This window comes from Janthinobacterium sp. GW460-12-1-14-LB5 (assembly GCF_059423585.1).
The window spans coordinates 129,702-154,117 of record NZ_JBWKYD010000006.1; the positions used below are offsets into that span (position 1 = coordinate 129,702).

A 24,416-nucleotide genomic window follows, 5' to 3' on the forward strand; every position below is an offset into this window, starting at 1 on the left:
CAGCCTGTCGCATCTGCGTCACGCCGCTCGCTTATGCGGGAGCCGCCACCGTGGACGGCTGCGCATGCACATGCTCGCGCAGCAAGCCGCGCAGCAACTGCACCTGCGCCACGGCGTCGGCCTGCAAGGCAGTCAAACCCTCGGCCGCACAGGACCCGGGCGCGGATGCCGGAGGGACACCGCGCAGCAGGGCATCGATTTCCCCGCTGACCTCGGCAATCCACTGCTGCAGCTCGGGCGGCGCCGGCTCGGCCTGGGGACTCAGGCTGATGCGCGCCGTGCTGCCCGCCACGCGGCGCAGCAGCGGCAAGGTGCGCAGCGCCGCCAGGCCCACGCCGCTGCTGCGGTCCAGGCGGCGTTCGATGCGCAAGCGCTGCAAGACTTGTTCCGCGTTATTACTGGCCAGCCCCGCCTCGCGGCGCAGGCGCGCGATGGCGCTGTCCCATTTACCGCCGGCCGCCAGCACGGCCAGCAGGTATTTCAGGTTGGCCGACACGGCCTTCGCCAGGCGCTGGTCCAGGTCGTCCGCCTCGCGGTCCGGCCACAGGAAGAACGTGGCCAGCAGGGCCAGCACGCAACCGAGCACATTGTTGCCCAGGCGGCTCATCGCATACACCATCTCGCTGGCCGGCGCCGCATAGTCGGCCACCAGCACGAAGGCGGGCGTCATGAACAGCACGTGCAGGCTGTAGCTGACGCGGCGCAAGGCCATGGTGGCGACGATCAGGGGAAACACCACCAGCGAAATCGCCAGCGGGGTGTGCACGGCCAGGCCGATCAGCACGGCCAGCACGGCGCCCAGCACGCTGCCCGCCACGCGCTCAATGCCGCGCGGCCAGGTGGTCGACACGGACGGCTGCAATATCAATAAGGTCGCCATGGTGGCCCAGTAGCCGAAGGGAATGTGCAAGGCCTCGACCAGCAGGAAGCCCGCCGTCGTCGCCAGCGACACGCGCGCCGCATGGCGCCAGCTCAGCGACTGCGGCGTGGCGTTGACTTTCGCCGTCTGCCACGCCTGCCCCAGCGCCAGGAACGCCGCCTCGCGCCACGGCAGCTGCGCCGCGCGCGGCAAGCCCAGTTCCATGAAGTCGACGTTCAGGCGCAGCGGCAGCAAGGCGCCCAGCGCCGCTTCCAGGCGCCGTCCGCACGCGGCCAGGCGGCGCTGCAAGGCCAAAGGCGGCGTTTCCGGCTGGCGCTGCACGGCTTGCCCCAGGCGGCGCAGCAGCACGGCCATCACTTCCAGGCTGCGCCGCGCGCGCGGGTCCTGGCGCAGCCGCTGCTGCTCGCGCTCGCACGTATGCGTGACGGCGATCAGGTAGGCGAAGATGCGCTCGGCGTCGCTGAGCGCCAGCAGCAGGTTGTCGTACAGGGCGCTGCGGCCCGCGCGCGCGGGCGGCACGGCGGCCAGCGCCACCCGCGCCGCCTCCAGCGCGGCGCGCGCCTGCGAACGGTAGCTGGCGCCATGCGCGGCCGCGTCCGGCTGCTCCGGGCCCTGTTCCAGGAAGCGCGCATTGTCGCGCGCGATGCCGGCCAGGCGCGAATACGCGGCGCGGATAGCGCGCCGGCTCGGGCCGAACGGATGGATGCGCCAGACCGTAAAGCTGAGCACGGTGGCAAACAGGCAGCCGAACATGTACAGGCCCAGGAAAGGCGCGCTTTGCGTCATCGATGCCAATGGGTGCGTGACCATCACCACGCAGGCCGTGGCCGCCAGGATGGCCACTTGCGCCGTGGCCGCGCCCCAGATGCGCGCCAGCGCGCCGGCCCAGGAAAACAGCAGCACGGCGACGGCCGCCGTCGCCATGCCATGGCCGGCGGCCAGCGCCGTCAGGCCGCCGGCCACCGTCGACAGCAGGCCGAAGCCCAGCATCGACACGAAACGCATGCGCCGCGTGCCCGCCGCGTCGGCCAGGCAAGTCCAGAAGGCGCCGATGGCGGCCCAGGAAAAATCGGGATGGTCGAACAGCAAGCCCAGCAGCAGCATGGCGCTCGAGGCGCAGGCCGCCCGCAAGCCTTCGGACAAGTTCGTTTCGTCAATGGCCAGGCTGACCATCCACAGGGGACGGCGCTGCGCCAGGGTATCGGTGTAGGCGTGCATGCCCGTCAGCCAGCGGCTTGCCAGCATGCGCGAACGGCGGTGGAGTTTCCTGAAATGCAAGATCGGCTTTGAAAGGGTATCAAAGCGTCATCGTAGCATTCCCGGACGAAAAATGTTGCAGTGCAGCGTAAAATCCCTGCGGACGAAAAAAAACGGCACCGCAGTGCCGCTTTTCATGCGGACAAGCAACCTTAGCTGACCATCGCCAGGCGCGGTCCGGCTGCCGGGAAACGCTGCTCGATCGAGGCGGCGATGCCGGCAGCGTCCAGGCCCACGCTTTTCAGCAGCTGCACGGGGTCGCCATGGTCGATGAAGACGTCGGGCAAGCCCAGCATCAAAATCGGCTTGACGATCCCTTCCGCCGCCAGGGCTTCGGCCACGGCCGAACCGGCGCCGCCCATGATGCAGCCCTCTTCCACCGTCACCAGGTAATCGTGATCCGCAGCAAGCTGCTTCACCAGCGCCACGTCGAGCGGCTTGACGAAACGCATGTTGGCCACCGTCGCGTCGAGCTTCTCGCCCGCCGCCACGCTCGGCGCCACCATCGAGCCGAAGGCCAGGATGGCGATGCGCTTGCCCTGGCGCTTGAGCTCGCCCTTGCCGATCTCGATGCTGGTCAGTTCCGGCACGATGGCCACGCCGGCACCGGCGCCGCGCGGATAGCGGATGGCGGCCGGGCCCGGATAGTGGTAACCCGTCGTCAGCATCTGGCGGCATTCGTTTTCGTCCGATGCGGCCATGACGACCATGTTCGGGATGCAGCGCAAAAACGCCATGTCGTAATTGCCCGCGTGCGTGGCGCCGTCGGCGCCCACCAGGCCGGCGCGGTCCAGCGCGAACGTCACGTCCAGGTTTTGCAGGGCCACGTCGTGGATCAGCTGGTCGTAGGCGCGCTGCAGGAATGTCGAATAGATGGCCACGACGGGTTTCAAGCCTTCGCAGGCGAGGCCTGCGCCAAACGTCACGGAATGCTGCTCGGCAATACCGACGTCGAAATAACGGTTCGGGAATTGCTGTTCGAACTTGACCATGCCCGAGCCTTCGCGCATGGCGGGCGTGATGCCCACCAGGCGCTTGTCGTGCGCGGCCATGTCGCACAGCCAGTTGCCGAACACTTCCGTGTACGTCATCTTGCCCGGCGCCGTGGCCGGCTTGATGCCTTCCAAGGGATTGAACTTCGGCGTGCCGTGGTACAGGATCGGCTCCGCCTCGGCCAGCTTGTAGCCCTGGCCCTTCTTGGTGACCACGTGCAGGAATTGCGGACCCTTCAATTGCTTGATATTTTGCAAGGTCGGGATCAGCGAATCGAGGTCGTGGCCATCGATGGGGCCGATGTAATTGAAACCGAATTCCTCGAACATGGTGGCGGGCACGACCATGCCCTTGGCATGCTCTTCGAAGCGCTTCGCCAATTCCAGCACGGGACCGGGCAAGACGGACTTGCCAACATTCTTGGCTGCCGCATAGAACTGGCCCGACATCAGGCGCGCCAGGTGGCGGTTCAGCGCGCCCACGGGCGGCGAGATCGACATGTCGTTGTCGTTCAAAATCACCAGCAAATTGACGTCTTCCTGCACGCCAGCATTGTTCATCGCCTCAAAAGCCATGCCGGCCGTCATCGAGCCGTCGCCGATCACGGCGATCGCGTGCAGCGGGTCGCCCTTGATCTTGGCGGCCTGCGCCATGCCCAGCGCGGCGGAAATCGACGTCGACGAGTGCGCCGTGCCAAACGTGTCGTATTCGCTCTCGTCGCGCTTGGGGAAGCCGGAAATGCCGTCTTTCTGGCGCAAGGTATGCATGCGCTCGCGCCGGCCGGTGAGAATCTTGTGCGAATAGGTCTGGTGGCCCACGTCCCAGACGATGCGGTCGTGCGGCGTGTTGAACACGTAATGCAGCGCAACGGTCAGCTCGACCGTGCCCAGGTTGGACGACAGGTGGCCGCCCGTCTTGGAAACGGAATCGAGCAGGAAGCTGCGCAATTCCTGCGCCAGCGGCACCAGTTGCGAGCGGGCCAGCTTGCGCACTTGCGCTGGTTCATTGATGGTTTCTAACAGTTTCATTTATGCCTTCCGCTGCACGACCAGGTCTGCCAGCTCGCGCAGACGGCGTGCCTTGTCCCCGAATGGCGCCAGCGCCGCATGGGCGTCGCACCGCAATTGTTCTGCCAGGGCCCGCGATGGTTCCAGCCCCAGTATCGATACGTAAGTGGGCTTATTGGCGGCCGCATCCTTGCCCGCCGTCTTGCCCAGGGTGGCCGAATCGGCCGTCGCGTCGAGCACGTCGTCGACCACCTGAAACGCCAGGCCGACGGCGCGCGCATACGCGTTCAGCGCCGTCATCTCGTCCGCCGTCAAGTCCTTGCCAGCCAGCGCACCGAGGATCACGGCCGCGCGCAGCAAGGCGCCCGTTTTGAGTTGATGCATCTGTTCCAGCTGCGGCAAGGTCAAGGCCAGGCCGACGCTGTCGAGGTCGATCGCCTGGCCGCCGCACATGCCTGCCGAACCGGAGGCGTGCGCCAGCAGCTTGATCATGGCCATTTGCCGCGCCGGAGGAATGGCCGCACCGTCGGCCAGCAGCATGAACGCTTGCGATTGCAGCGCGTCGCCGACCAGCAGGGCCGTCGCTTCATCGTAGGCGATGTGCACGGTGGGCTTGCCACGGCGCAAGGCATCGTCATCCATGCACGGCATGTCGTCATGCACGAGCGAATACACGTGAATCATTTCCAGCGCGCAAGCAGCGCGCGCGAGGGTATCTTGATCGGCATCAAACAGTTCGCCAGCCGCCATCACCAGCAGCGGGCGCACGCGCTTGCCGCCGCCCAGCAGCGCATAGCGCATGGCCGCGTGCAGCTTGTGGGGCACCACGTCTGCCGCCGGCAGGAACTGGTCGAGCCGGCCTTCCACGCCCGACTGGGTCGCTTGCATCCAGTCGCCGAAGGTCACGCCGGTGTTATCTTGTACGCTGGCCATCATTGTGCGGCCTCGCCGGCATCGACGAACGGTTTCAACATGTCGCCTTCCAATACTTTCACCTGCGCTTCGACACTGTCGAGCTGGCTTGCGCAATACTTGACCAGTTCCGAGCCGCGCTGATACGCCGCGACCGATGCTTCCAGCGGCAACTGGCCCGCTTCCATTTGCGTTACCAGCTGCGCCAGTTCCGCCATTGCCTCTTCAAACGAGGCCGGCGCTGCGGCAGCGGCAGTTAATTTCTTCGACATAGACTCAGATCTCTTCGTGGCACGAGGGGCTTGTAGGGAGACGCCGGGGACTCCCGGCCAGCATAGAAGCGTTATTTTAGAACAAACCACACTATTAAGTGAAAACTTAAGCGCAATCGGCGCGCTCAAAGGGGAAGACGTTGCCAGCTTGTCAGTGGATTTTAGCGTAATCGCCCCCATTCGCCGGAAATGACACGGTAAATGACAATGTTTCTCATTAAAGTACCCTATTTGCCGGGGGGTTTTGGCAATGCCGAGGCCGATCCGCGCTATAATCGCCGGTTCTGTCCGAAATACCGTTTCAACAAATTTGAATTCAGGTCTTTGCGGATTCTTTCTCTCTGTAGCGGCTGCCAAGGAATGGCCTGGGGCACTGCTGACCGTTGTACATTTATGGGGGGTTGGGATGTCCGATCTGGCTACTCACGCCAAGCTGGCGCGTTCAAACGCGCAACTTCCGGTCCACGTCTATTTTGACGAAACGCTGTTGCAGCGTGAAATGCAGCAATTGTTCCAAGCCGGCCCGCGCTATGTCGGGCATGAGCTGATGGTGCCGGAAACCGGCGATTTTGCGACCCTGGCGTCTGAGAACGAAGGGCGCATGCTCGTGCGCAACGCCAATGGCATCGAAGTGCTGTCCAACGTGTGCCGCCACCGGCAGGCGCTGATGTTCAATGGCCGCGGCAATGCCAATAACATCGTTTGCCCGCTGCACCGCTGGACCTACGACCTCAAGGGTGAACTGATCGGCGCGCCGCACTTCCCCGAGACGCCGTGCCTGAACCTGTCGAAAACGCCGCTGCAAAGCTGGAATGGCTTGCTGTTCGAGCAAAATGGCTACAACGTGATGGAAAAATTGAAAGATTTGTCCGTCTCGAAAGACCTCGATTTTTCCGGCTACATGTTCGACCACGTGGAAATCCACGAGTGCGACTACAACTGGAAGACCTTCATCGAAGTCTATCTGGAAGACTATCACGTGGAACCGTTCCACCCGGGCCTGGGCAGCTTCGTCAGCTGCGACGACCTGCGCTGGGAATTCGGCAAGGATTACAGCGTGCAAACGGTCGGCGTGCACCGCGGCCTGCAGCAGGCCGGCTCGCCCGCCTACAAGAAATGGCAGGAGCAGGTACTGCAATTCCGCGGCGGCGAAGCGCCACCGTATGGCGCCATCTGGCTGACCCTGTATCCGAACATCATGGTGGAATGGTATCCGCACGTGCTGATCGTCTCGACCCTGTGGCCCGATGGTCCGCAAAAGACGCGCAACGTGGTGGAGTTCTATTACCCAGAGGAAATCGTGCTGTTCGAGCGCGACTTCGTCGAAGCGGAACGGGCTGCCTACATGGAAACCTGCGTCGAGGACGATGAAATCGCCCAGCGCATGGATGCGGGCCGCAAGGCCCTGATGGCGCGCGGCGTGAGCGAAGTGGGCCCTTACCAATCGCCCATGGAAGACGGCATGCAGCATTTCCACGAGTGGTACCGCAGCAATATCGAACTGTAATTAGCAGAAGGGCCGCATTGCGCGGCCCTTTTTTTATCCTCTCATTTTTTCAGGAATCCAATGCAATCGTTGTGGATGCTTTTTGCAAGTTTTATGTTCGCCATCATGGGCGTGTGCGTGAAACTGGCGTCGGATCTGTATTCGACCTCCGAAATCGTCATGTATCGCGGCATCATCGGCATGCTCGTCATGAGCTGCACGATTCTGTACCAGGGCGGCAGCTTTAAGACCACGATGCCGGGCCAGCATCTGTGGCGCGGCGTAGTGGGCGTGATCGCCCTGTGGCTGTGGTTTTATGCGATCGCCATCCTGCCGCTGGCCACGGCCATGACCCTGAACTATATGGCGCCCATCTGGATCGCCGTGATCCTGCTCGCCGGCGGCTGGTGGAAAGGCATGAAACAGGTCGAGTGGCCGCTGGTGGCGGCGATTGCCATGAGCTTTGTCGGCGTGACCCTGCTGCTGCAACCCGTGTTCGAGACGGAGCAGGCGGCCGGCGCCATCACGGCCTTGATTTCCGGCATGCTGTCCGCCCTCGCCTACCTGCAGGTGCGCAAACTGGGCTTGCTGGGCGAACCCGAATACCGGGTCGTGTTCTATTTCTCGGTCGTCAATTTCCTGGCCGGCGTGATCGGCCACGTGGCCAGCGCCGGAGGCGGCCCCGTCGTCTGGCACGCGCACACGAGCGCCTACGGCATTGGCTTGCTGGCCGCCATCGGCCTGTGCGCCACCATGGCGCAGATGGCCATGACGCGCGCCTATCGCCTGGGCAAGACCCTCGTTGTTGCTAATTTGCAATACACAGGCATCGTCTTTTCCAGCTTCTGGGGCGTGGTGATCTTTGGCGACTTGTTCGACTGGCATGGCTGGACGGGCATCGGCATCATTCTCGCCTCGGGCATCGCGGCAACCTATTACAATACCCGCAACACGGCCCGTGGCGCGGCCATTGCGCGCACGGATCCCATCGCCAGCGAAGTGTAAAGGAGCGTTCCTGATGTACACCACCTTGATCCAGGCCAGCGAACTGGCCAGCCACCTGAATGACAGCAACTGGGTGATCCTCGATTGCCGCCACGACTTGCTCAACCCGACCGCCGGCAGCGACGCGTTTGCCGCCGGCCACATCCAGAATGCGCAGTTTGCCGACATCGATACGGCCCTGTCCGGCCCCAAGACGGCGCGCGGCCCGGACTTTACGGGACGGCATCCCTTGCCGGATCGCAACGCCCTGCTGGCCACCCTGCGCGGCTGGGGCATCGCTGACGATACGCAAGTGGTGGCGTACGACGGCCAGGGCGGCATGTTCGCCGCCCGCCTGTGGTGGCTGTTGCGCTGGCTCGGCCACCCAGCCGTCGCCGTGCTCGACGGCGGCCTGGCCGCCTGGCAGGCGCAAGGTTTACCCCTGGTCACGCCCGTGGCACCGCGCCCTGTCGGCAAACTGACGGAAAAAGCCAGCCTGGTGCGCACGGTCAGCGTGCAGGACGTCATCGCCAACCTGACAACGCAAGCCATGACGGTGATCGACGCGCGCGCCCCCGACCGCTACCGGGGAGAGAACGAAACCATCGACCCCGTGGGCGGCCATATCCCCGGCGCGAAAAACCGTTTCTTCAAGGATAATTTACAAGCGGATGGCCGCTTTAAAAGCGCGGAAGAACTGCGGCGCGACTTCGGCGCCCTGTTTGATGCACCGCAAGCGGCCATCATGCAATGCGGCTCCGGCGTGACGGCGTGCCACAACCTGCTGGCCCTGGAAGTGGCCGGTTTGAAAGGCGCGTCCCTGTATCCGGGCTCGTGGAGCGAGTGGTGCGCCGATCCGGCGCGGCCGGTGGCGACGGGTAACTAAAAAAAAGCGGACCTCGGTCCGCTTTTTCATGCCCGGTGGATAACTATGACGTTATCCCCAGCGATTGATTCAACTGCTCCAGCTCCGCCTGCCACGCCTGCTGGCTGGCCGGCTTCTGGTGGCGCGGTTTTCGCGCCAGGTCTTCCGCCAGCAATTGCTCCAGTTCGCACAGGCGTTCCAGCTGCAGGTCGATGTCGGTCAGTATCGCAGACGCATGCTCCACGCGCACCACTGGCGTCAACGCTTGCCCATCTTCCACACTCAGCCGTGCATACGCGCTGGCCGCGTCCGGCCACTCTTCCAGCTGGCCATCGGCCACCACCCAAAAACGGTTGCAAGCCGTTTCGATCAGGTCGCGGTCGTGCGACACCAGCAGACAGCCGCCTGCAAAGCCGCGCAAGGCTTGCCCCAGCTCCGCCTTGCCCTGCATGTCCAGGTGGTTGCTGGGTTCATCGAGCAACAATAAATGATAGCTGGCCAGCGACAGCCCCAGGAACAGCAGCCGCGCCCGCTCGCCGCCGCTCAGGGTCGCCACCGTCTGGCCATGGCGCGCATACGGGAAACCGGCCGCAATCAAGGCTTGCTTGCGCGCCACCTGGCTGCGCGCAGCTTCGTTTTGCACGGCAAACGGGTACAGCGCGTCGGACAAATCGGCCGTATCGGCCAGTTGCCTGAGCGACTGGTCGTAATAGCCGATATTGGCCGCCTTGTGGTAGCGCAAGTCGCTGCGCTCCTCCTGCGCCTGGATCGCTTGCCAGCACAGGCGCAGCAAAGACGACTTGCCGCTGCCGTTGGCGCCCAGCAAGGCGACCCGGTCGCCCGGCTTCAGCCACAGCTGGCCGGCCTGGAACAGCACGGGAGAAGCGGGCACGGCGCGCACGTCCAGACCGTCGAGCGCCAGCAGCTGGTCGGCCGCCAGCGCCTTGCCGCGCAGGCTCAAACGCCAGGGTGCGCCATCGCTGACGAACGATTGCTCGTCCTGCAGCTTGTCGATGCGCCGCTGCATGCTTTTGGCCTTGCGCGCCATGCCGACGTTATCGTAGATCTTGCCCCACAGCGCCAGGCGGGTGCTGCTGACGGCCAGGCGGTCGATTTCCTTCTGTTCCGCCGCATGGCGGGCGGCAGCGGCCACATCGGCTTCGGCCAGCGCCGCCAGCGCGGGGCCGCACGGCAAGTCGAAGTCGTACAGGCGGCTATCGCGCAAGATCCAGCTGCGCGTGGCCACGTTGTCGAGCAGGCGCTGGTCGTGCGAGACGAGGATGAAGGCGCCGCGCCAGCGCAGCAGGAATTGCTCCAGCCACAGCAGCGACGGCAAATCCAGGTGATTGCTCGGCTCATCGAGCAGCAGCACGTTCGGCTCCTGCAGCAGGGCGCGCCCCAGCAGCAGCCGCGTGTGCTGGCCGCCGGACAGGGAATGCACGGGCACTTGCGCCGTCTCGTGCTCGAAGCCCAGCTCGGCCAGCAGGCTGTCGACGCGCCAATGCAGCTCGGGCTGGTCCAGCACGGGCGCCAGCAAGGCGTCGTACAGGCTCAGCTTGGCAAGTTCCGGCGGCAAGTGCTGTTCCACGTGCTGCAAGCGGCAGGCACGGGCATAGTGGATGGTGCCGGCAGTGGCTTCCCGCCTGCCGCTGAGCAAGCCCAGCAAGGTGGATTTGCCGCAGCCATTGTGGCCGATCAGGCCGATGCGGTCGCCCTGGCGCAAGGTAAAGGCGAGTTCATTGAAGAGGAAACCGTCGTGGGTATCCAGTTGTAAAGCTTGTGTCGAGATAAGGGTAGTCATGGCTCTTGTCTTTGTTCGGGATGCAAGCATCCGCGTTAACAGGAGCGCTAACGACAACGGAGTACCAGGAAAGGACTCGTAGAGGAGGGTAACTTTGCTCTGGCCAGGTTATCGCAGCGCGATAGAACGTGGGCAAGAGCTGGCAAATGCGCTTAAAGAGCGTGCGCGCCACAAGGCGAGCAACAAATTTTCTTCCATTATATTTTCCTCCTTTCTGGGCAAGTTAGTCAGAAAGGCAATATAGCATAGGTGGCACTGCGCCGACAGAACGGCGTATCAACCGCCGTGGCGCTTGTGCGTCAAAAACAGCACGATGCACACGCCCAGCGCGATCAGCAGCACTTGCGGGATGGTTTCACGCAAGGTGGCGCGGCGCTGCATCTGCGGCATCAGGTCGGACAAGGCAATATAGATGAAGCCGGACGAGGCGAACACGAGCACGTAAGGAATCAGATTGCTGGCGCGGTCCAGGGTGAAATAGCCGAGCAGGCCGCCCGCCACCGCCATCATGCTGCACAGCAAGTTGAACACATAGGCGCGCAGGCGCGAAAAACCGGCGTTGAGCAGCACGATGAAGTCGCCGATTTCCTGCGGGATTTCATGCGCGATGATGGCCAGGCCCGTCACCAGGCCCAGTTTCGGGTCGGCCAGGAAGGCGGCCGCGATCAAAATGCCGTCCGTAAAGTTGTGCATGCCGTCGCCGACCAGGATCATCCAGCCGGCCTTGCCCGCCTCGTGCTTGTCGTGGCCGTGCGCATGGTGGTGGCCATCGCCTTCGTGGTGGTGCGAATGGCGCAGGATGGCAAATTTTTCCAGCATGAAAAAGGCCAGCAAGCCCGCCAGCAGGGTGGCGAACAGGCTGCGCGGGTCCGCCTGGGACTCGAACGCTTCCGGCAAGGCGTGCAGCAAGGACGTCGACAACATGATGCCGACGGACAAGCTGACCATGCGCTCGACCACCTTGGACAGGAATGCAAACGAAAAGATCGCCGCCGCGGTAATGCTGAAGACGCCCGCGATCGTGGTCGCGAGCAAAATGGATATAAGGACGGGATCGATGATTTTCTTACCTCAAAATGGCGCCGGCCTACGGGCGCCCGCAATGCTGGCGTCTGGCTTGATCTGTATGATGTTGCTTATTATTCAATCTTGTGCGCGCTTGGCGGCAGCGTGGCGCAGTGAAGATGCAATTGTACTGCATTGACGCGAACCGGGCATTTTACAGCCCGGTGCGCCTTTCGGTTCAATTTCTGGAAAATTCAGGTATTTTCTGTTGCGGATCACGCCACGCCGTGTGTCTTGAACCAGGCCAGGCAGCGCGCATAGCCGTCTTTCGCATCGGCCGCCACGTAGCTGGGGCGGTAATCGGCATTGAAGGCGTGGCCCGCATCGGGATAGACGACGAATTCCGACTTGTTGCCGCCCTTGGCCAGCGCGTCTTTCATTTTGCCGATCGATTCCTGCGTAATGCCCGTATCCTTGCCGCCATACAAGCCCAGCACAGGGACCTTCAAGGTGGCGGCGATGTCGATAGGGTTGCTCGGCTGCAAGGGAGTCGGATCGCCCACGAGGCGGCCATACCAGGCCACGCCCGCCTTGACGGCCGGATTGTGCGCCGCGTACAACCACGTGATGCGCCCGCCCCAGCAAAAACCCGTGATGCCCAGGCGGCTCGTATCGCCGCCATTCTGTTTCGCCCACGCAACAACCGCATCGAGGTCCGCCATCACTTGCGCGTCCGGCGTCCTGGCGATGATGCTTTTCATCAATTCCGGAATGCTGGCCACCTTGGTGGGATCGCCCTGGCGCACGAACAGGTCGGGCGCCAGCGCCAGGTAGCCCTGCTTGGCGAAGCGGCGCGCCATATCGGCGATATGTTCATGCACGCCAAAGATTTCCGAAATGACCAATACCACGGGCAAACCCGTCTTGCCTTCCGGCTGGGCCGCGTACACGGGCACGGCCTGGCCATCGACCATCACCGACATGCTGCCCGTGACGAGGCCGGCGGAATCCGTCTTGATGACGTTTTGCGCCGCCACGGGCAGCACGGCCACGGCAAAGCCCGCCCCCAGCGCCACCTTCAGGAAACCACGCCGGCCGTCCGGCCCGGACACGCTGCTCTGGCCCAGCAAACTTTCACAATCGGTGATCATGTCGCTCATGCGCTTCTCCTGAAAATGTTGCGTTTATAAATTAGTGCGCTTCGTCCCAGTTGCGTCCTACTCCCACCTCGGCCGTCAACGGCACTTTCAGCGCGGCCACGCCCGCCATCAGTTCCGGCAGCTTGCGCTTGACCAGTTCCAGCTCCGCGTCCGGCACTTCCAGCACCAGTTCGTCGTGCACCTGCATGATCATCTTCGTTTGCAAGCCATCCGTTTCCAGCCAGCCTTGCACGGCGATCATGGCCAGCTTGATCAGGTCGGCGGCCGTGCCCTGCATCGGCGCGTTGATCGCCGCCCGTTCCGCGCCCTGGCGGCGCGGGCCGTTCGGTGAATTGATTTCCGGCAACCACAAACGGCGGCCGAACACGGTTTCCACGTAGCCGCGCGCCTTCGCTTGCTGGCGCGTGTCTTCCATGTACTGTTTCACGCCGGAAAAACGGGCAAAGTAGCGGTCGATATAGCTTTGCGCGGCCGTGCGGTCCACGCCCAGATTACCGGCCAGGCCGAATGCGCTCATGCCGTAGATCAAACCAAAGTTGATCACTTTGGCATAGCGGCGCTGTTCGCTCTGCACTTCCGCGGCCGGCACGCCGAATATCTCGGCGGCCGTGGCGCGGTGAATGTCGATGCCGTCGGCAAACGCGCGCAGCATGGCTTCATCGCCCGAGATATGCGCCATGATGCGCAATTCGATCTGCGAATAGTCGGCCGAAACGATGTGGCTGCCCGGCGGCGCGATGAATGCTTCGCGGATGCGGCGGCCTTCCGCGCTGCGGATGGGAATATTCTGCAAGTTCGGGTCGTTCGACGCCAGACGCCCCGTCACGGCCACGGCTTGCGCATAGTTCGTGTGCACCCTGCCCGTCGTGACGTTGATCATCTTCGGCAATTTGTCCGTGTAGGTCGACTTCAGCTTGGCCATGCCCCTGTATTCGAGCAGCACTTTGGGCAGCGGATAATCCTCGGCCAGCTTTTGCAGCACTTCTTCATCCGTCGACGGCGCGCCCGTCGGGGTTTTCTTGACCACTGGCAACTTCAGCTTTTCAAAGAAGATTTCGCCGATCTGCTTGGGCGAGCCTAAATTAAACGGCTGCTCGGCCAGTTCATACGCCTTCTTTTCCAGCTCCAGGATCTTCACGGCCAGCTCGGCCGACTGGATGTTGAGCAATTCGTCATCGATCAGCACGCCGTTGCGCTCGATCTTTTGCAAGACCACGGCCGTCGGCATCTCGATCTTTTCATAGATGAAGGTCAGCTTCTCATCATTGGCCACATTGCCCCACATGGCATTGTGCAAACGCAAGGTCACGTCGGCATCCTCGGCCGCGTATTTCGCCGCCTGCTCCACCTCGACCTGATTGAACGTGATCTGCTTGGCGCCCTTGCCGCACACGTCCTCGAACGGGATCGTCGTGTAGTTCAGGTGGCGCAGGGCCAGGCTGTCCATGTCGTGTTTCTTGTGCGACTCGAACACATACGATTCGAGCAAGGTATCGTGGGCGATGCCGCGCAGGGTCACGCCATGGTTGGCGAAGATGTGGCTGTCATACTTGAGGTTCTGGCCCAGCTTGGGCTTGTTCGCGTCTTCCAGCCACGGGCGCAATTTCGCCAGCACGTGTTCGCGCGTCAACTGCTCGGGCGCGCCCGCGTAGTCGTGCGCCAGCGGGATGTAGCAGGCGCTGTGTTCGGCGACCGAAAGGGAAATGCCGACCATTTGCGCCGTCATCGGTTCCAGCGAGGTGGTTTCCGTGTCGACGGCCGTCAGGGCAGCGGCATCGATCAGGGCGATCCATTTATCGAGCTGTTCATCCGTCAACACGGTTTCATACACGGCCTCGACTGCCGGGGCCGCGTCGGCGAACATGTCGCCCGTGGTGTTCGCAGTCGATGCGCCAGCCGTTGCAGGCGCGCCAACGGGCGACATCGGCGGCGGCGTGGCGCCCAGTTCGCGCAGCAGGGCCTTGAAACCGTAGCGCTGGAAAAAGGCCAGCAGCGCTTCCTTGTCTTCGTGCTTCGCCACCAGCGAGTCGGCGATGGTCGTCATGTGTTGCGACAAATCGCAATCGGTCTTGACGGTGATCAAGGCGCGCGCCTGCGGCAGCCATGGCAGGGCCGTGCGCAGGTTTTCCCCCACGGCGCCGCCCACATTGGCCGCGTTTTCCATCACGCCTTCCAGGCTGTCGTACAGGGTCAGCCATTTGACGGCCGTCTTCGGGCCGCATTTCGACACGCCGGGCACGTTGTCGACCGTATCGCCGATCAGCGACAGATAATCGATGATGCGGTTGGGCGGCACGCCGAACTTGGCCAGCACGGCCGCTTCGTCGAGCTTTTCATTGCTCATGGTATTGATCAGCATCACCTGGCTGTTGACCAGCTGCGCCAGATCCTTGTCGCCCGTCGACACCACCACGTTCATGCCGGCGGCGGCCGCCTGCACGGCCAGGGTGCCGATCACGTCGTCCGCTTCGACGCCGTCGACCATCAGAATCGGCCAGCCCATGGCGCGCACGGCTTCGTGGATCGGTTCGATCTGCAGGCGCAGATCGTCCGGCATCGAGGCGCGCGTGGCTTTGTATTCAGGATACATGTCATCGCGGAAAGTTTTACCCTTGGCATCGAAAACGCAGGCGATGTAGGCGGCCGGGTAATCGGCGCGCAGGCGGCGCAGCATGTTGACCATGCCGTGCATGGCGCCCGTGGGATAGCCGTCCGGGCTGCGCAGGTCGGGCAGCGCATGGAAGGCGCGATAAAGGTAACTGGAACCGTCGACTAACAGCAGGGTGTTTTGCATAATGCCAATAAAATAAGGTGAGCGCGCCCGCCCAGGGAGCAGAGCGGCGGGCGGGTGGAAGTTCGCCCAATTATCGCAGAGTTTAGGGCCGCGCCACCGGCCGCAACGCGTGCCGTTCTTGCTGTTTTTGCCACCCTGGCGGCCCCGTGCGGGCGCGCGGGCAGCCGCTGCCAGCCATTTCGCCGCATTTAATCAGCCGTATTAAGCAGCATTGCCTACCAGTTTGTTACAATGCCTTATAGATAAATTGACGGCATTACACCACTGCACGCGCTGCAGTCCCACACATGGAAGCGAACCCATCATGATGCGTACATCGACACTCTGGACATTCCTCGCCCTGCCCCTGCTGGCATGTTCAGCCATTGCCAGCGCCCAGACGCCGGCCAAACCGAGCGACGCGCCACCCCAGCTCGAACGTATCGAGGAAATGGGCGAAGCGCCCATCACCGTGGCGCCGGCCGCCGCCAAGCAGCAGATTACCGAAAAACGCGAAGCGGGCGTCACCAGCGAGGTGAAAGTCACCAGCGGCGGCAGCACCTATTACATGAAGCCTGCCGCCGGCGCCGACCAGGCCCACGGCGGCGCCCTGCGCGGCCCACAATGGAAAGTGCTGGAATTTGATCTGGGCAAGAAGAAACAGAAGCAACGCGACGAAGAGGCCGCGGACGCGCCAGCGCCGCCCGCACCAGCGAAGTAAGCAGCCACTCTCTTCTGCCCTGCCCCGGCCATGCGCGGGGGCAGCCGGCTTTTTTTGACCTTTTAGACCATTCCCCTCTTTCCCATGGCAGTTTTTACCGCGCTACACCTGGACGATATCGGCCAGTGGATCACGCAGTTTCCACTCGGCAAACCTCTGGCGCTCAAGGGCATCGCTTCCGGCATCGAAAACAGCAATTTCTTCCTGAGCACGGAGCGCGGCGAGTATGTGCTGACGATCTTTGAAAACCTCAGCTTCGAGCAATTGCCGTTCTATCTGCAACTGATGCGCCATTTGGCGGACCGGGGCGTGCTGGTGCCCGCGCCGATCGCCAATGCGGACGGCGAACTGGTGACGGCCCTGCAAGGCAAGCCGGCCGCCATCGTCAGCAAACTCGACGGCAGCTCGCAGATGGCGCCGCAAGCCGTGCATTGCGCCGCCGTGGGGGCCATGCTGGCGAAAATGCACCTGGCGGCGCAGGACTTCCCCCTGCAGCAGCCGAATTTGCGGGGCCTGGACTGGTGGAACAGCACCACGCCGCTGGTCTTGCACCACCTCGACGATGCCAAAGCGCATTTGCTGCGCGCGGAAATCCATTTCCAGGACGCGTTTGCCGCCTGCGATACCTATAAAGCCATCCCGCGCGGTCCCGTGCATGCCGACTTGTTCCGCAACAACGTCATGTTTGACGGCGAGCGCCTGACGGGCTTTTTCGACTTTTACTTTGCCGGCTGCGACACCTGGCTGTTCGACGTGGCCGTCACCGTCAACGACTGGTGCGTGGACCTGGCCACGGGCGTGCTCGACAAGGAAAGAGTGCGCGCCCTGCTCGACGCCTACCGGGCCGTGCGCCCGTTTACGCATGAAGAACAGACGGCATGGCAACCGATGCTGCGCGCTGCCGCGCTGCGCTTCTGGCTGTCGCGCCTGTACGATTATTACCAGCCGCGCGAAGCGGAAATGCTGACCCCGCACGATCCCACGCATTTCGAACGCATTCTGCGCGAACGTATCGCCACACCTGCCCCGGAACTGTTTTAAACATGGAAAAATTACCTGCAAGTACAGGTTGGCAATGGGTGAAACAGGGATTTTCCCTGTTTCGCCAGCAACCTGGCGGCATGTCGATGCTGTTTCTCGGCTATATGTTCTGCATGCTGGCCGTCAGCATCGTGCCCGTGCTGGGCCAAATGCTGCCCGTCATCCTGGTGCCCGTGTTTTCCGTCGCCTTCGTGCAAGGCTGCCTGAATATCGACCAGGGCAAGCGCGTCTTGCCCAGCCTCTTGATTTCGGGCTTCCGCAAGCCGGCCTTTCCGTCCCTGTTCGGCCTGGGCGTACTGTACATCCTGATGGCCATCGTTGCCATCGGCGCCTCGACCCTGGTCGATGATGGCTTGCTGTGGCAGCTTGTCACGGGCCAGCTGACGGAAGAAGCGGCGCGCGCCGCCATCCCCGAATCGCGCCTGGGTCTGGGCATCCTGCTGGCCATCGCGCTGTACGTGCCGGCCGCCATGGCCTTCTGCTTTGCCGCGCCGCTGATCTACTGGCGCCAAACCGGCCTGGGCAAGGCGCTGTTCTTCAGCTTTTTCGCCGTCTGGCGTTCGCTGTCGGCCTTCATCGTCTTCGCCGCCACCTGGTTCGCCATCAGCGTCGTCACCAGCCAGTTGCTGGCCGTCATCTTTGGCCGCACGCCGCTGATGATGCAGATGATGATGCCCCTGTCGATGATATTGACCATCATCATGCATTGCTCGTTCTACGCCGCCTACCGCCAGATCTTCGGCGTGCCTGTGGATGAGGGCAAGACGGTGTCGCTGGATAAGCCGAACGACTGATTTCGATTCTGCACAAAAAAAGGGCAGCCTGCGCAGGCTGCCCTTTTTTATTGCTGCTCTTATATCAACGCCCTAATCTCTCCAGCTTGGCAATCCCCAGGTCCAGCACCTTCATGCCGTGCTGGCCGAAGTTGATCTGCGCGCGCGCATTGCCGCCGCCGCCTTCGATATTGACGATCACGCCTTCGCCGAACTTGGCGTGCGCCACGGATTCGCCGATGCGCCAGCCGCCGCCCGTGGCTTTTTGCGCGATCTTTTGCGCAATCGCATTGTCCGAACCGAGGCTGGCCACCTTGGGCGCCTCGTCCCAGGCCGACTTGCGGTTGCCGAACCAGTTCGCCTGCACCTTCGGCGACAGCCATTTCAGCGATTCTTCCGGCAATTCGTCGAAGAAGCGCGACTTCATGTTGTAGCGCGTCTGGCCGTGCAGCATGCGCGTCTGCGAAAAGCTCATGTACAGCCGCTTGCGCGCGCGCGTGATGGCCACGTACATCAGCCGGCGTTCCTCTTCCACGCCATTGTCTTCCTTCGAACTGCTTTCGTGCGGGAACAGGCCCTCTTCCAGGCCCGTAATGAAGACGTTGTCGAATTCCAGGCCCTTGGCCGAGTGCACCGTCATCATCTGCAGCGCATCCTGGCCCGCCTGCGCCTGGTTGTCGCCCGCTTCCAGCGACGCGTGCGATAAAAATGCGGAGAGCGGCGACATCACGGCCGGCAGCGGCGCGTCGGCATCCAGAATTTCGATGCCATCCTGGTTGACGACGGGTGCGCCCGACTGCGCCTGGGCGCTTGGGCCCAGGTGGGCCGGTGCGCCCTGTCCAAAACCTTCCTCGGAAATGAACTGGCTGGCCGCGCTGACCATCTGCTCCAGATTCTCGATGCGGTCGGCGCCTTCCTTTTCATTCTGATAATGCTGGAGCAAGGTACTCGCTTCCAGCACGACTCTGACCATTTCCGGCAGAGACAATTGCTGGGTTTCAAAGCGCACGCCTTCGATCAGCTTGACGAAGCCGGCCAGCACGCTGCCCGCCTTGCCCGCCACGTACGGCACGGACGCGTACAGCGAAATGCCGTACTGTTCCGACGCGGCCTGCAATTGCTCGATCGAGCGCATGCCGATGCCGCGCGTGGGGAAGTTGACGACGCGCAAGAAAGCGGAATCGTTGTGCGGATTGTCCATCAGTTGCAAATAAGCAATCGCATGCTTGACCTCGGCGCGCTGGAAGTAGCGCTGGCCGCCATACACGTGGTACGGAATGCTGGCTGAAAACAGCGCGTGTTCGATCACGCGCGACTGCGCGTTCGAGCGGTACAGAATCGCGATTTCGCTGCGCGAGGCGCCATCAGCGATCAGGCTTTTCGCCTCGTCGATGATCCATTGCGCTTCCTGCAAGTCGGAACTGGCTTCATACACGCGCACCTGCTCGCCATGGCCCGCGTCCGTGCGCAAATTCTTGCCCAGGCGCTTGCTATTGTTCGCGATCAACACGTTGGCGCTGTCGAGGATGTGGCCGTGCGAGCGGTAGTTCTGCTCCAGCTTGATCAAGTTCTTGACCTGGAACTCGTGCTCGAAGGCGCTCATGTTGCCGACATTCGCACCGCGGAAGGCATAGATGCTCTGGTCATCGTCGCCGACGGCAAACAGGGCGCCGCCATCGCGGCTGCCGTGGCCGGCCAGCAATTTGAGCCAGTTGTATTGCAGGTTATTCGTATCCTGGAACTCGTCCACGAGGATGTGGCGGAAGCGCGCCTGGTAATGCTCGCGCAACGGTTGGTTGCGGCTCAGCAATTCATACGTGCGCAGCAGCAGTTCCGCAAAATCGACGACGCCTTCGCGCTGGCACTGGTCGTCGTACAGCTGGTACAGCTCGACCATCTTGCGCTCGTGCGCATCGTACGCTTCCACGTCCGTGGCGCGCAAGCCCTGGTCCTTGGCGTTGTTGATGAAATACATCACCGTCTTCGGCGGGAATTTCTCATCATCAATGTTATTTGCCTTCAACAAGCGCTTGATCACCGACAACTGATCCTGCGAATCGAGGATCTGGAACGTCTGCGGCAGGGCCGCGTCGCGATAGTGCGTGCGCAGCAAGCGGTTGCACAGGCCGTGGAAGGTGCCGATCCACATGCCGCGCGTATTGATCGGCAGCATGGCCGACAGGCGCGTGAGCATTTCCTTGGCGGCTTTATTGGTAAACGTCACGGCCAGGATGCCGGGCGGCGATACCTGCTGGGTCTGGATCAGCCACGCGATGCGGGTGGTCAGCACGCGGGTCTTGCCCGAACCGGCGCCGGCCAGGATCAGCGCATGCTGCGCCGGCAAGGTGACGGCGGCCAATTGTTCGGGATTGAGGTTGTGAAGAAGATTTTGCATCCCGTGATTATACCGGCATGGCTAAAAATACTGTGCATTTGTCCAGCGGTCGCGCCGGATTCGCCGCGTGCGCGCTACAATCGGCATCACTGCACAGCCGATGGAAACAACGCCCATGACACCTCCCAGCCACCTCGACGGCGCCCGCGTACTGGCCTGGGCCTGGTCCGACCTGCCCTTTGGCCACGTCGCCGATGCGCATGGCGCCGGCCCCGTCGCCATCCACGGCCTGGCCGTGTGCCGCTACGGCGACGAGGCGCAAGTCTACCGTTTCAGCTGCGATGCGCAATGGGAAACGCTGCAGGACGAGGTGTATGCCGGCGAAGACGAGGCCAGGGAGCAGCTGCCGGCACAATACCGCGCCGTGGCTGCCGCCTGGCATGGATCCTAGCGCACCAGTTTTGCCTTGCCTTCGCTGAGCGCCTGGGCGATCACCTGGCGCGTGGTCTTGTCGGCGATCTTGACGACGGCTTCCTGCTGGCGGCCCAGGTCGCCCATCTGCTTGCCCAGCGCATCCATCGGCTTGCTGCGCTGCTCCATCTGGCGCGATATCTGCTCCATTTTCTCCGCCTCGCGCTCATGCACGTCGGCGATGCGGTCGTTGACCTCTTCCATCTCTTCCTGCGCATCTTCCATCTGCTGCTGCAGGCGTTCCACATCGCGCTCGGCCGAGCGGCGCGCCGTGTCGCTCGTGGCCAGCGCCTGGCGGCGCGAGGCGTCGCCGAGCTTGCGGCCCAGCTCCTGCTGCTGGCGCCCCAGCACGCGCAGCTGTTCCGACTCGCGCGAATTACCGTTCGCCAGGCTGCGGGCGCCCATCTTGCGGCCCATTTCGCCCATGGCCTTGCCATGCGCGCCCATTTGATCGCCGAGCGCGCCCATCTGCTTGCCGAGCTGTTTCGAGGGCTGCCATGCCGCCCGCACCTTGCCCAGCAAGGCGGCATCCTGCAGCACGTAAGCCTGCCCCTGGTCGCGGAACCACAGGAATGGCCCCTTGATCGAGCGCTTGAGCTTTTCCACCTGTTGCGAGTGCATATCGCTGTCGACGACGATGACGCCCTCGCCATCCCTGGTGCCGTCGACCAGCGCATAGCTTTCGCCCTTGTCGAGCGAACGGCTGACCTGCACGCTGGGCGCGGCAGGCGGGGCCGGTGGCGCAGGAGGCTGCGGCGGCTGTACGGCCAGCGCGCTGCCGCCAAGCAGGATACCGGCCAGGCTGAGGATCAAACGGTGGGAAGTGGACATGGCTGCCTCGTCGCAAAAGTAGTGGAGCGTTGACTGTAGCGGCAAGCGGACCTGGCTTCCAGCGCGCTGCGACAGGCTGCAAAAAGACCCGACTGGACGGCAAACATGGGCGATGGATGGCAAGCGGGCAAAAAAAACGGAGGCCGCAGCCTCCGCAAAAACGCCGTGGTACGGCGTAATGTATTAGTACAGCACGACGGAGCGGATCGATTCGCCGCTCTTCATCAGATCGAAACCTTGATTGATATCATCGAGCTTCAGCCTGTGTGTGATCAAATCGTCGATATTGAGCTTGCCTTCCATATACCAGTCGACGATCTTCGGCACGTCCGTGCGGCCGCGCGCGCCGCCGAAGGCGGAACCTTTCCACACGCGCCCCGTCACCAGCTGGAATGGACGCGTGGAAATTTCCTGGCCCGCCGCCGCCACGCCGATGATGATGGACTGGCCCCAGCCCTTGTGGCAGCACTCGAGCGACTGGCGCATGGTGGTGGTGTTGCCTATGCATTCGAACGAATAGTCGGCGCCGCCGTCCGTCAGCTGCACGATGGTGTCGACGACGTTTTCCACTTCGTTGGCATTGACGAAATGCGTCATGCCGAACTTGCGCGCGATGGCCTGGCGCGCCGGGTTGATGTCGACGCCAATAATCTTGTCGGCGCCGACCATCTTCGCCGCCTGGATCACGTTCAGGCCGATGCCGCCCAGGCCGAACACGACCACGTTGGCGCCCGCCTCGACCTTGGCCGTGAACAGCACGGCGCCCACGCCGGTGGTGACGCCGCAGCCGATGTAGCAAACCTTGTCGAACGGCGCGTCTTCGCGGATCTTCGCCAGGGCGATTTCCGGCACGACGATGTAGTTCGAGAAGGTGGAGGTGCCCATGTAGTGGAAGATGGGCTTGCCGTCGATGGAGAAGCGCGAGGTGGCGTCCGGCATCAGGCCGCGACCCTGCGTGGAGCGGATCGACTGGCACAAGTTCGTTTTTTGCGACAGGCAGAATTTGCACTGGCGGCATTCCGGCGTGTACAGGGGAATGACGTGGTCATCCTTTTTCAGGCTTTTCACGCCCGGCCCCACGTCGACGACGATGCCGGCACCTTCATGTCCGAGGATGGACGGGAAGATGCCTTCCGGATCGGCGCCCGACAGGGTGTAGTAATCGGTATGGCAAATGCCCGTGGCCTTGATCTCGACCAATACCTCGCCCTCGCGCGGGCCGGCCAGGTCGACTTCTTCGATGGTCAACGGGGCGCCCGCCTTCCAGGCAATCGCTGCTTTGGTTTTCATGTGTGTCCTGTCAAAATTTTAAGGTGCGCTACAGCGCGCCAGCATTAACCATGATAGCAAGACAATTCGCCGATGACGAGTGCACGCCCGTTCGGAACGCCACGACGTCTGACAAAATCGTAGCGAGCGGATGTGAGTTGTGGCCGAGAAGCGCAGCTGTGCGCATGCACAGTGAGCATCGCCGGCCGCAAATCGCACCGCGCAGTAGATTTTCTCAGACGTTCTTCTTTGCCCGGTTCAAAAATGCACCGTGCAAGCCGTTCAGGGTTTCCTCGGCCAGCAGCAGCTGGCTGGCGATTTCATTGATCTTGCGGCGGCTGGAGCGGGCGTGGTCGCGCAGCACTTCGAACGCCGTGTTGCGGTCCGTCTGGAATTTGCCCATCAGCAAGCCCACGGCCAGGCTCGTTTCGCGTCCCGCGGCCAGCGCCGCGTTCAGGTTCAGCTCGGTACGGCGCAGCTGGCGGATCTCGTCGGCACGCGCCAGGCCCGCTTCGAACGCAGGCATCAAACGGCCTTCATCGACGGGTTTTACCACGTAGCCGACGGCGCCGTAGGCGGCCGCCTGCTTGCCCGATTCGCTGTCGCCGCTGCCGGACAGGAACATGAAGGGCACGCCCGTCTCGCCATGCAGGCGCTTGGCCAGCTCCAGGCCGGACATGCCCGGCATGTGGATGTCGAGCAAGGCCAGGTCCGGCTCGCGCTGGGCGATCAGCTGCAGCGCCACTTCGGCCGAATGGGCCAGGGCCGTCTCGTAGCCGGCATGGCGCAGGACTTCGCCGAGGAATTCCAACAGCAGCTGGTCATCGTCAACGATCAGGATAAGGCGTTTCGCGGCGGCTGGCTGACTCATGGGTGGGGGACCTCGGTAATGAATGATGCTCTTATTATATGCCGATTATTGCCCCAAATCAGCCCCGCACTCCCATGCTCACGCCGCAAATAATTGATTGAATTGCTGCACTGCAATATCCACATCATCTGCCTCGTATCCATTGTTAAATACGCTGCTGATGGCCGCCACCATGTCGGCGCCGCGCGCCACCAGCGGCGCCGCGTTCTCCGGCGTCATGCCGCCGATCACCACGCAGGGCAAAACGATCTCGCGTTTGGCTTGCAGCACGATATCGAGTGGCGTGGTCACCGGATACTTTTTCACCAGCGAGGGATAAAAGCCGCCGAAGGCCACGTAGCTGGCGCCGCCGGCCTCGGCCGTCCGTGCCAGGGCCATGTCGCCATAGCAGGAAGCGCCGACGATCTTGTCCTTGCCCAGCCGGGCGCGCACCTGCGCCACGGACGCATCCGTGCCGCCCACGTGCACGCCGTCCGCGTCGAGCTCCTCGCACAGCTCGATAAAATCGTTGATGATGAAGGGCACGCCATACTTGCGGGCCAGGGCCAGCAGGGCGCCCGCCTGCTCGCGCCGCTGGTCCGCGTCGGCGCTCTTGTGACGGTATTGCAGCAGGGCCACGCCGCCGTGCAAAGCCTGTTCCGTGATGTCGAGCAGGCGGTCGGTGTCGTCCCAGTTCGGGGTGACCAGATACAGTCCACGCATGATGTTT

General features: G+C 62.9%; 21 protein-coding genes. 8 read left to right on the plus strand and 13 right to left on the minus strand.

Going from position 1 to position 24,416, the window contains the following annotated elements; all coding sequences use genetic code 11:
* Positions 1–31: 31 nt before the first annotated feature.
* The 4 genes from AC07X6_RS07910 to AC07X6_RS07925 form a co-directional block, all read right to left on the minus strand.
* A complete protein-coding gene (locus AC07X6_RS07910; protein ID WP_494790594.1) occupies positions 32–2,125 on the minus strand; it encodes an FUSC family protein in 2,094 nt (697 codons plus the stop codon).
* Positions 2,126–2,289: 164 nt separating this feature from the next.
* Positions 2,290–4,158 (minus strand): 1-deoxy-D-xylulose-5-phosphate synthase, encoded by a 1,869-nt coding sequence (gene dxs, locus AC07X6_RS07915; protein ID WP_494790595.1) that lies wholly within the window; start codon positions 4,156–4,158, stop codon positions 2,290–2,292.
* Positions 4,159–5,070: a polyprenyl synthetase family protein gene (locus AC07X6_RS07920; protein WP_442908088.1), complete on the minus strand. Its 912-nt coding sequence runs from the start codon at positions 5,068–5,070 to the stop codon at positions 4,159–4,161.
* Positions 5,070–5,321, minus strand: a complete 252-nt coding sequence (locus AC07X6_RS07925; RefSeq protein ID WP_034784821.1) for an exodeoxyribonuclease VII small subunit — start codon at positions 5,319–5,321, stop codon at positions 5,070–5,072. Before AC07X6_RS07925 ends, AC07X6_RS07920 begins: the two co-directional genes overlap by 1 nt.
* Before the next feature lie 406 nt (positions 5,322–5,727).
* Between AC07X6_RS07925 and AC07X6_RS07930 the strand changes: the two genes are divergently transcribed.
* The 3 genes from AC07X6_RS07930 to AC07X6_RS07940 are packed head-to-tail and all read left to right on the plus strand — an operon-like array spanning position 5,728 to position 8,677.
* The gene (locus tag AC07X6_RS07930) at positions 5,728–6,828 is read left to right on the plus strand and encodes an aromatic ring-hydroxylating oxygenase subunit alpha (protein ID WP_152284338.1); all 1,101 of its coding nucleotides are present in this window, start codon (positions 5,728–5,730) and stop codon (positions 6,826–6,828) included.
* A 60-nt stretch (positions 6,829–6,888) separates the two neighbouring features.
* Positions 6,889–7,812 (plus strand): DMT family transporter, encoded by a 924-nt coding sequence (locus AC07X6_RS07935; protein WP_230541553.1) that lies wholly within the window; start codon positions 6,889–6,891, stop codon positions 7,810–7,812.
* A gap of 13 nt (positions 7,813–7,825) precedes the next feature.
* Positions 7,826–8,677, plus strand: coding sequence for a sulfurtransferase (locus AC07X6_RS07940; protein ID WP_494790596.1), 852 nt, complete (start codon positions 7,826–7,828; stop codon positions 8,675–8,677).
* A gap of 43 nt (positions 8,678–8,720) precedes the next feature.
* On the opposite strand, the gene AC07X6_RS07945 is transcribed toward AC07X6_RS07940, so the two are convergent.
* Together AC07X6_RS07945 and AC07X6_RS07950 are read right to left on the minus strand one after the other, a co-directional pair.
* A complete protein-coding gene (locus AC07X6_RS07945) occupies positions 8,721–10,457 on the minus strand; it encodes an ABC-F family ATP-binding cassette domain-containing protein (RefSeq protein WP_494790597.1) in 1,737 nt (578 codons plus the stop codon).
* Positions 10,458–10,733: 276 nt separating this feature from the next.
* Complete coding sequence (locus AC07X6_RS07950) at positions 10,734–11,492, minus strand: ZIP family metal transporter (protein ID WP_494790598.1); 759 nt, start codon at positions 11,490–11,492, stop codon at positions 10,734–10,736.
* On the opposite strand from AC07X6_RS07950, the gene AC07X6_RS07955 reads away from it, so the two are divergent.
* Entirely contained in the window at positions 11,404–11,661 is a 258-nt protein-coding gene (locus AC07X6_RS07955; RefSeq protein WP_494790664.1) for a hypothetical protein, read from the plus strand. The two genes, AC07X6_RS07950 and AC07X6_RS07955, sit on opposite strands and share 89 nt — an antisense overlap.
* 76 nt (positions 11,662–11,737) lie before the next feature.
* Here AC07X6_RS07955 and AC07X6_RS07960 read toward each other — a convergent pair whose 3' ends face one another.
* A complete protein-coding gene (locus AC07X6_RS07960; RefSeq protein WP_494790599.1) occupies positions 11,738–12,622 on the minus strand; it encodes a dienelactone hydrolase family protein in 885 nt (294 codons plus the stop codon).
* 31 nt (positions 12,623–12,653) lie between these two features.
* Positions 12,654–15,416: a DNA polymerase I gene (gene polA / locus AC07X6_RS07965; RefSeq protein ID WP_230541556.1), complete on the minus strand. Its 2,763-nt coding sequence runs from the start codon at positions 15,414–15,416 to the stop codon at positions 12,654–12,656.
* 304 nt (positions 15,417–15,720) lie between these two features.
* Between polA and AC07X6_RS07970 the strand changes: the two genes are divergently transcribed.
* From AC07X6_RS07970 to AC07X6_RS07980, 3 genes are all read left to right on the plus strand, one after another.
* Positions 15,721–16,116: a hypothetical protein gene (locus AC07X6_RS07970; protein WP_211551790.1), complete on the plus strand. Its 396-nt coding sequence runs from the start codon at positions 15,721–15,723 to the stop codon at positions 16,114–16,116.
* A gap of 84 nt (positions 16,117–16,200) precedes the next feature.
* Positions 16,201–17,157 (plus strand): homoserine kinase, encoded by a 957-nt coding sequence (locus AC07X6_RS07975; RefSeq protein ID WP_494790600.1) that lies wholly within the window; start codon positions 16,201–16,203, stop codon positions 17,155–17,157.
* Between the two features lie 2 nt (positions 17,158–17,159).
* Positions 17,160–17,951 (plus strand): BPSS1780 family membrane protein, encoded by a 792-nt coding sequence (locus tag AC07X6_RS07980; RefSeq protein ID WP_230541558.1) that lies wholly within the window; start codon positions 17,160–17,162, stop codon positions 17,949–17,951.
* A 64-nt stretch (positions 17,952–18,015) separates the two neighbouring features.
* On the opposite strand, the gene AC07X6_RS07985 is transcribed toward AC07X6_RS07980, so the two are convergent.
* A complete protein-coding gene (locus AC07X6_RS07985) occupies positions 18,016–20,325 on the minus strand; it encodes a UvrD-helicase domain-containing protein (protein ID WP_494790601.1) in 2,310 nt (769 codons plus the stop codon).
* A gap of 115 nt (positions 20,326–20,440) precedes the next feature.
* Here AC07X6_RS07985 and AC07X6_RS07990 point away from each other — a divergent pair, with 115 nt between their 5' ends.
* Positions 20,441–20,716 carry a hypothetical protein gene (locus AC07X6_RS07990; RefSeq protein ID WP_494790602.1) on the plus strand — a complete coding sequence of 92 codons (276 nt, stop codon included), beginning with the start codon at positions 20,441–20,443 and terminating at the stop codon, positions 20,714–20,716.
* Here AC07X6_RS07990 and AC07X6_RS07995 read toward each other — a convergent pair.
* The 4 genes from AC07X6_RS07995 to thiE form a co-directional block, all read right to left on the minus strand.
* Positions 20,713–21,567 (minus strand): hypothetical protein, encoded by an 855-nt coding sequence (locus AC07X6_RS07995; RefSeq protein WP_494790603.1) that lies wholly within the window; start codon positions 21,565–21,567, stop codon positions 20,713–20,715. The two genes, AC07X6_RS07990 and AC07X6_RS07995, sit on opposite strands and share 4 nt — an antisense overlap.
* A gap of 183 nt (positions 21,568–21,750) precedes the next feature.
* Entirely contained in the window at positions 21,751–22,857 is a 1,107-nt protein-coding gene (locus AC07X6_RS08000; protein ID WP_034749160.1) for an S-(hydroxymethyl)glutathione dehydrogenase/class III alcohol dehydrogenase, read from the minus strand.
* Positions 22,858–23,071: 214 nt separating this feature from the next.
* Positions 23,072–23,707, minus strand: coding sequence for an ANTAR domain-containing response regulator (locus AC07X6_RS08005; protein ID WP_070290035.1), 636 nt, complete (start codon positions 23,705–23,707; stop codon positions 23,072–23,074).
* A gap of 78 nt (positions 23,708–23,785) precedes the next feature.
* Positions 23,786–24,409 (minus strand): thiamine phosphate synthase, encoded by a 624-nt coding sequence (gene thiE, locus AC07X6_RS08010; protein ID WP_494790604.1) that lies wholly within the window; start codon positions 24,407–24,409, stop codon positions 23,786–23,788.
* Positions 24,410–24,416: the final 7 nt, after the last annotated feature.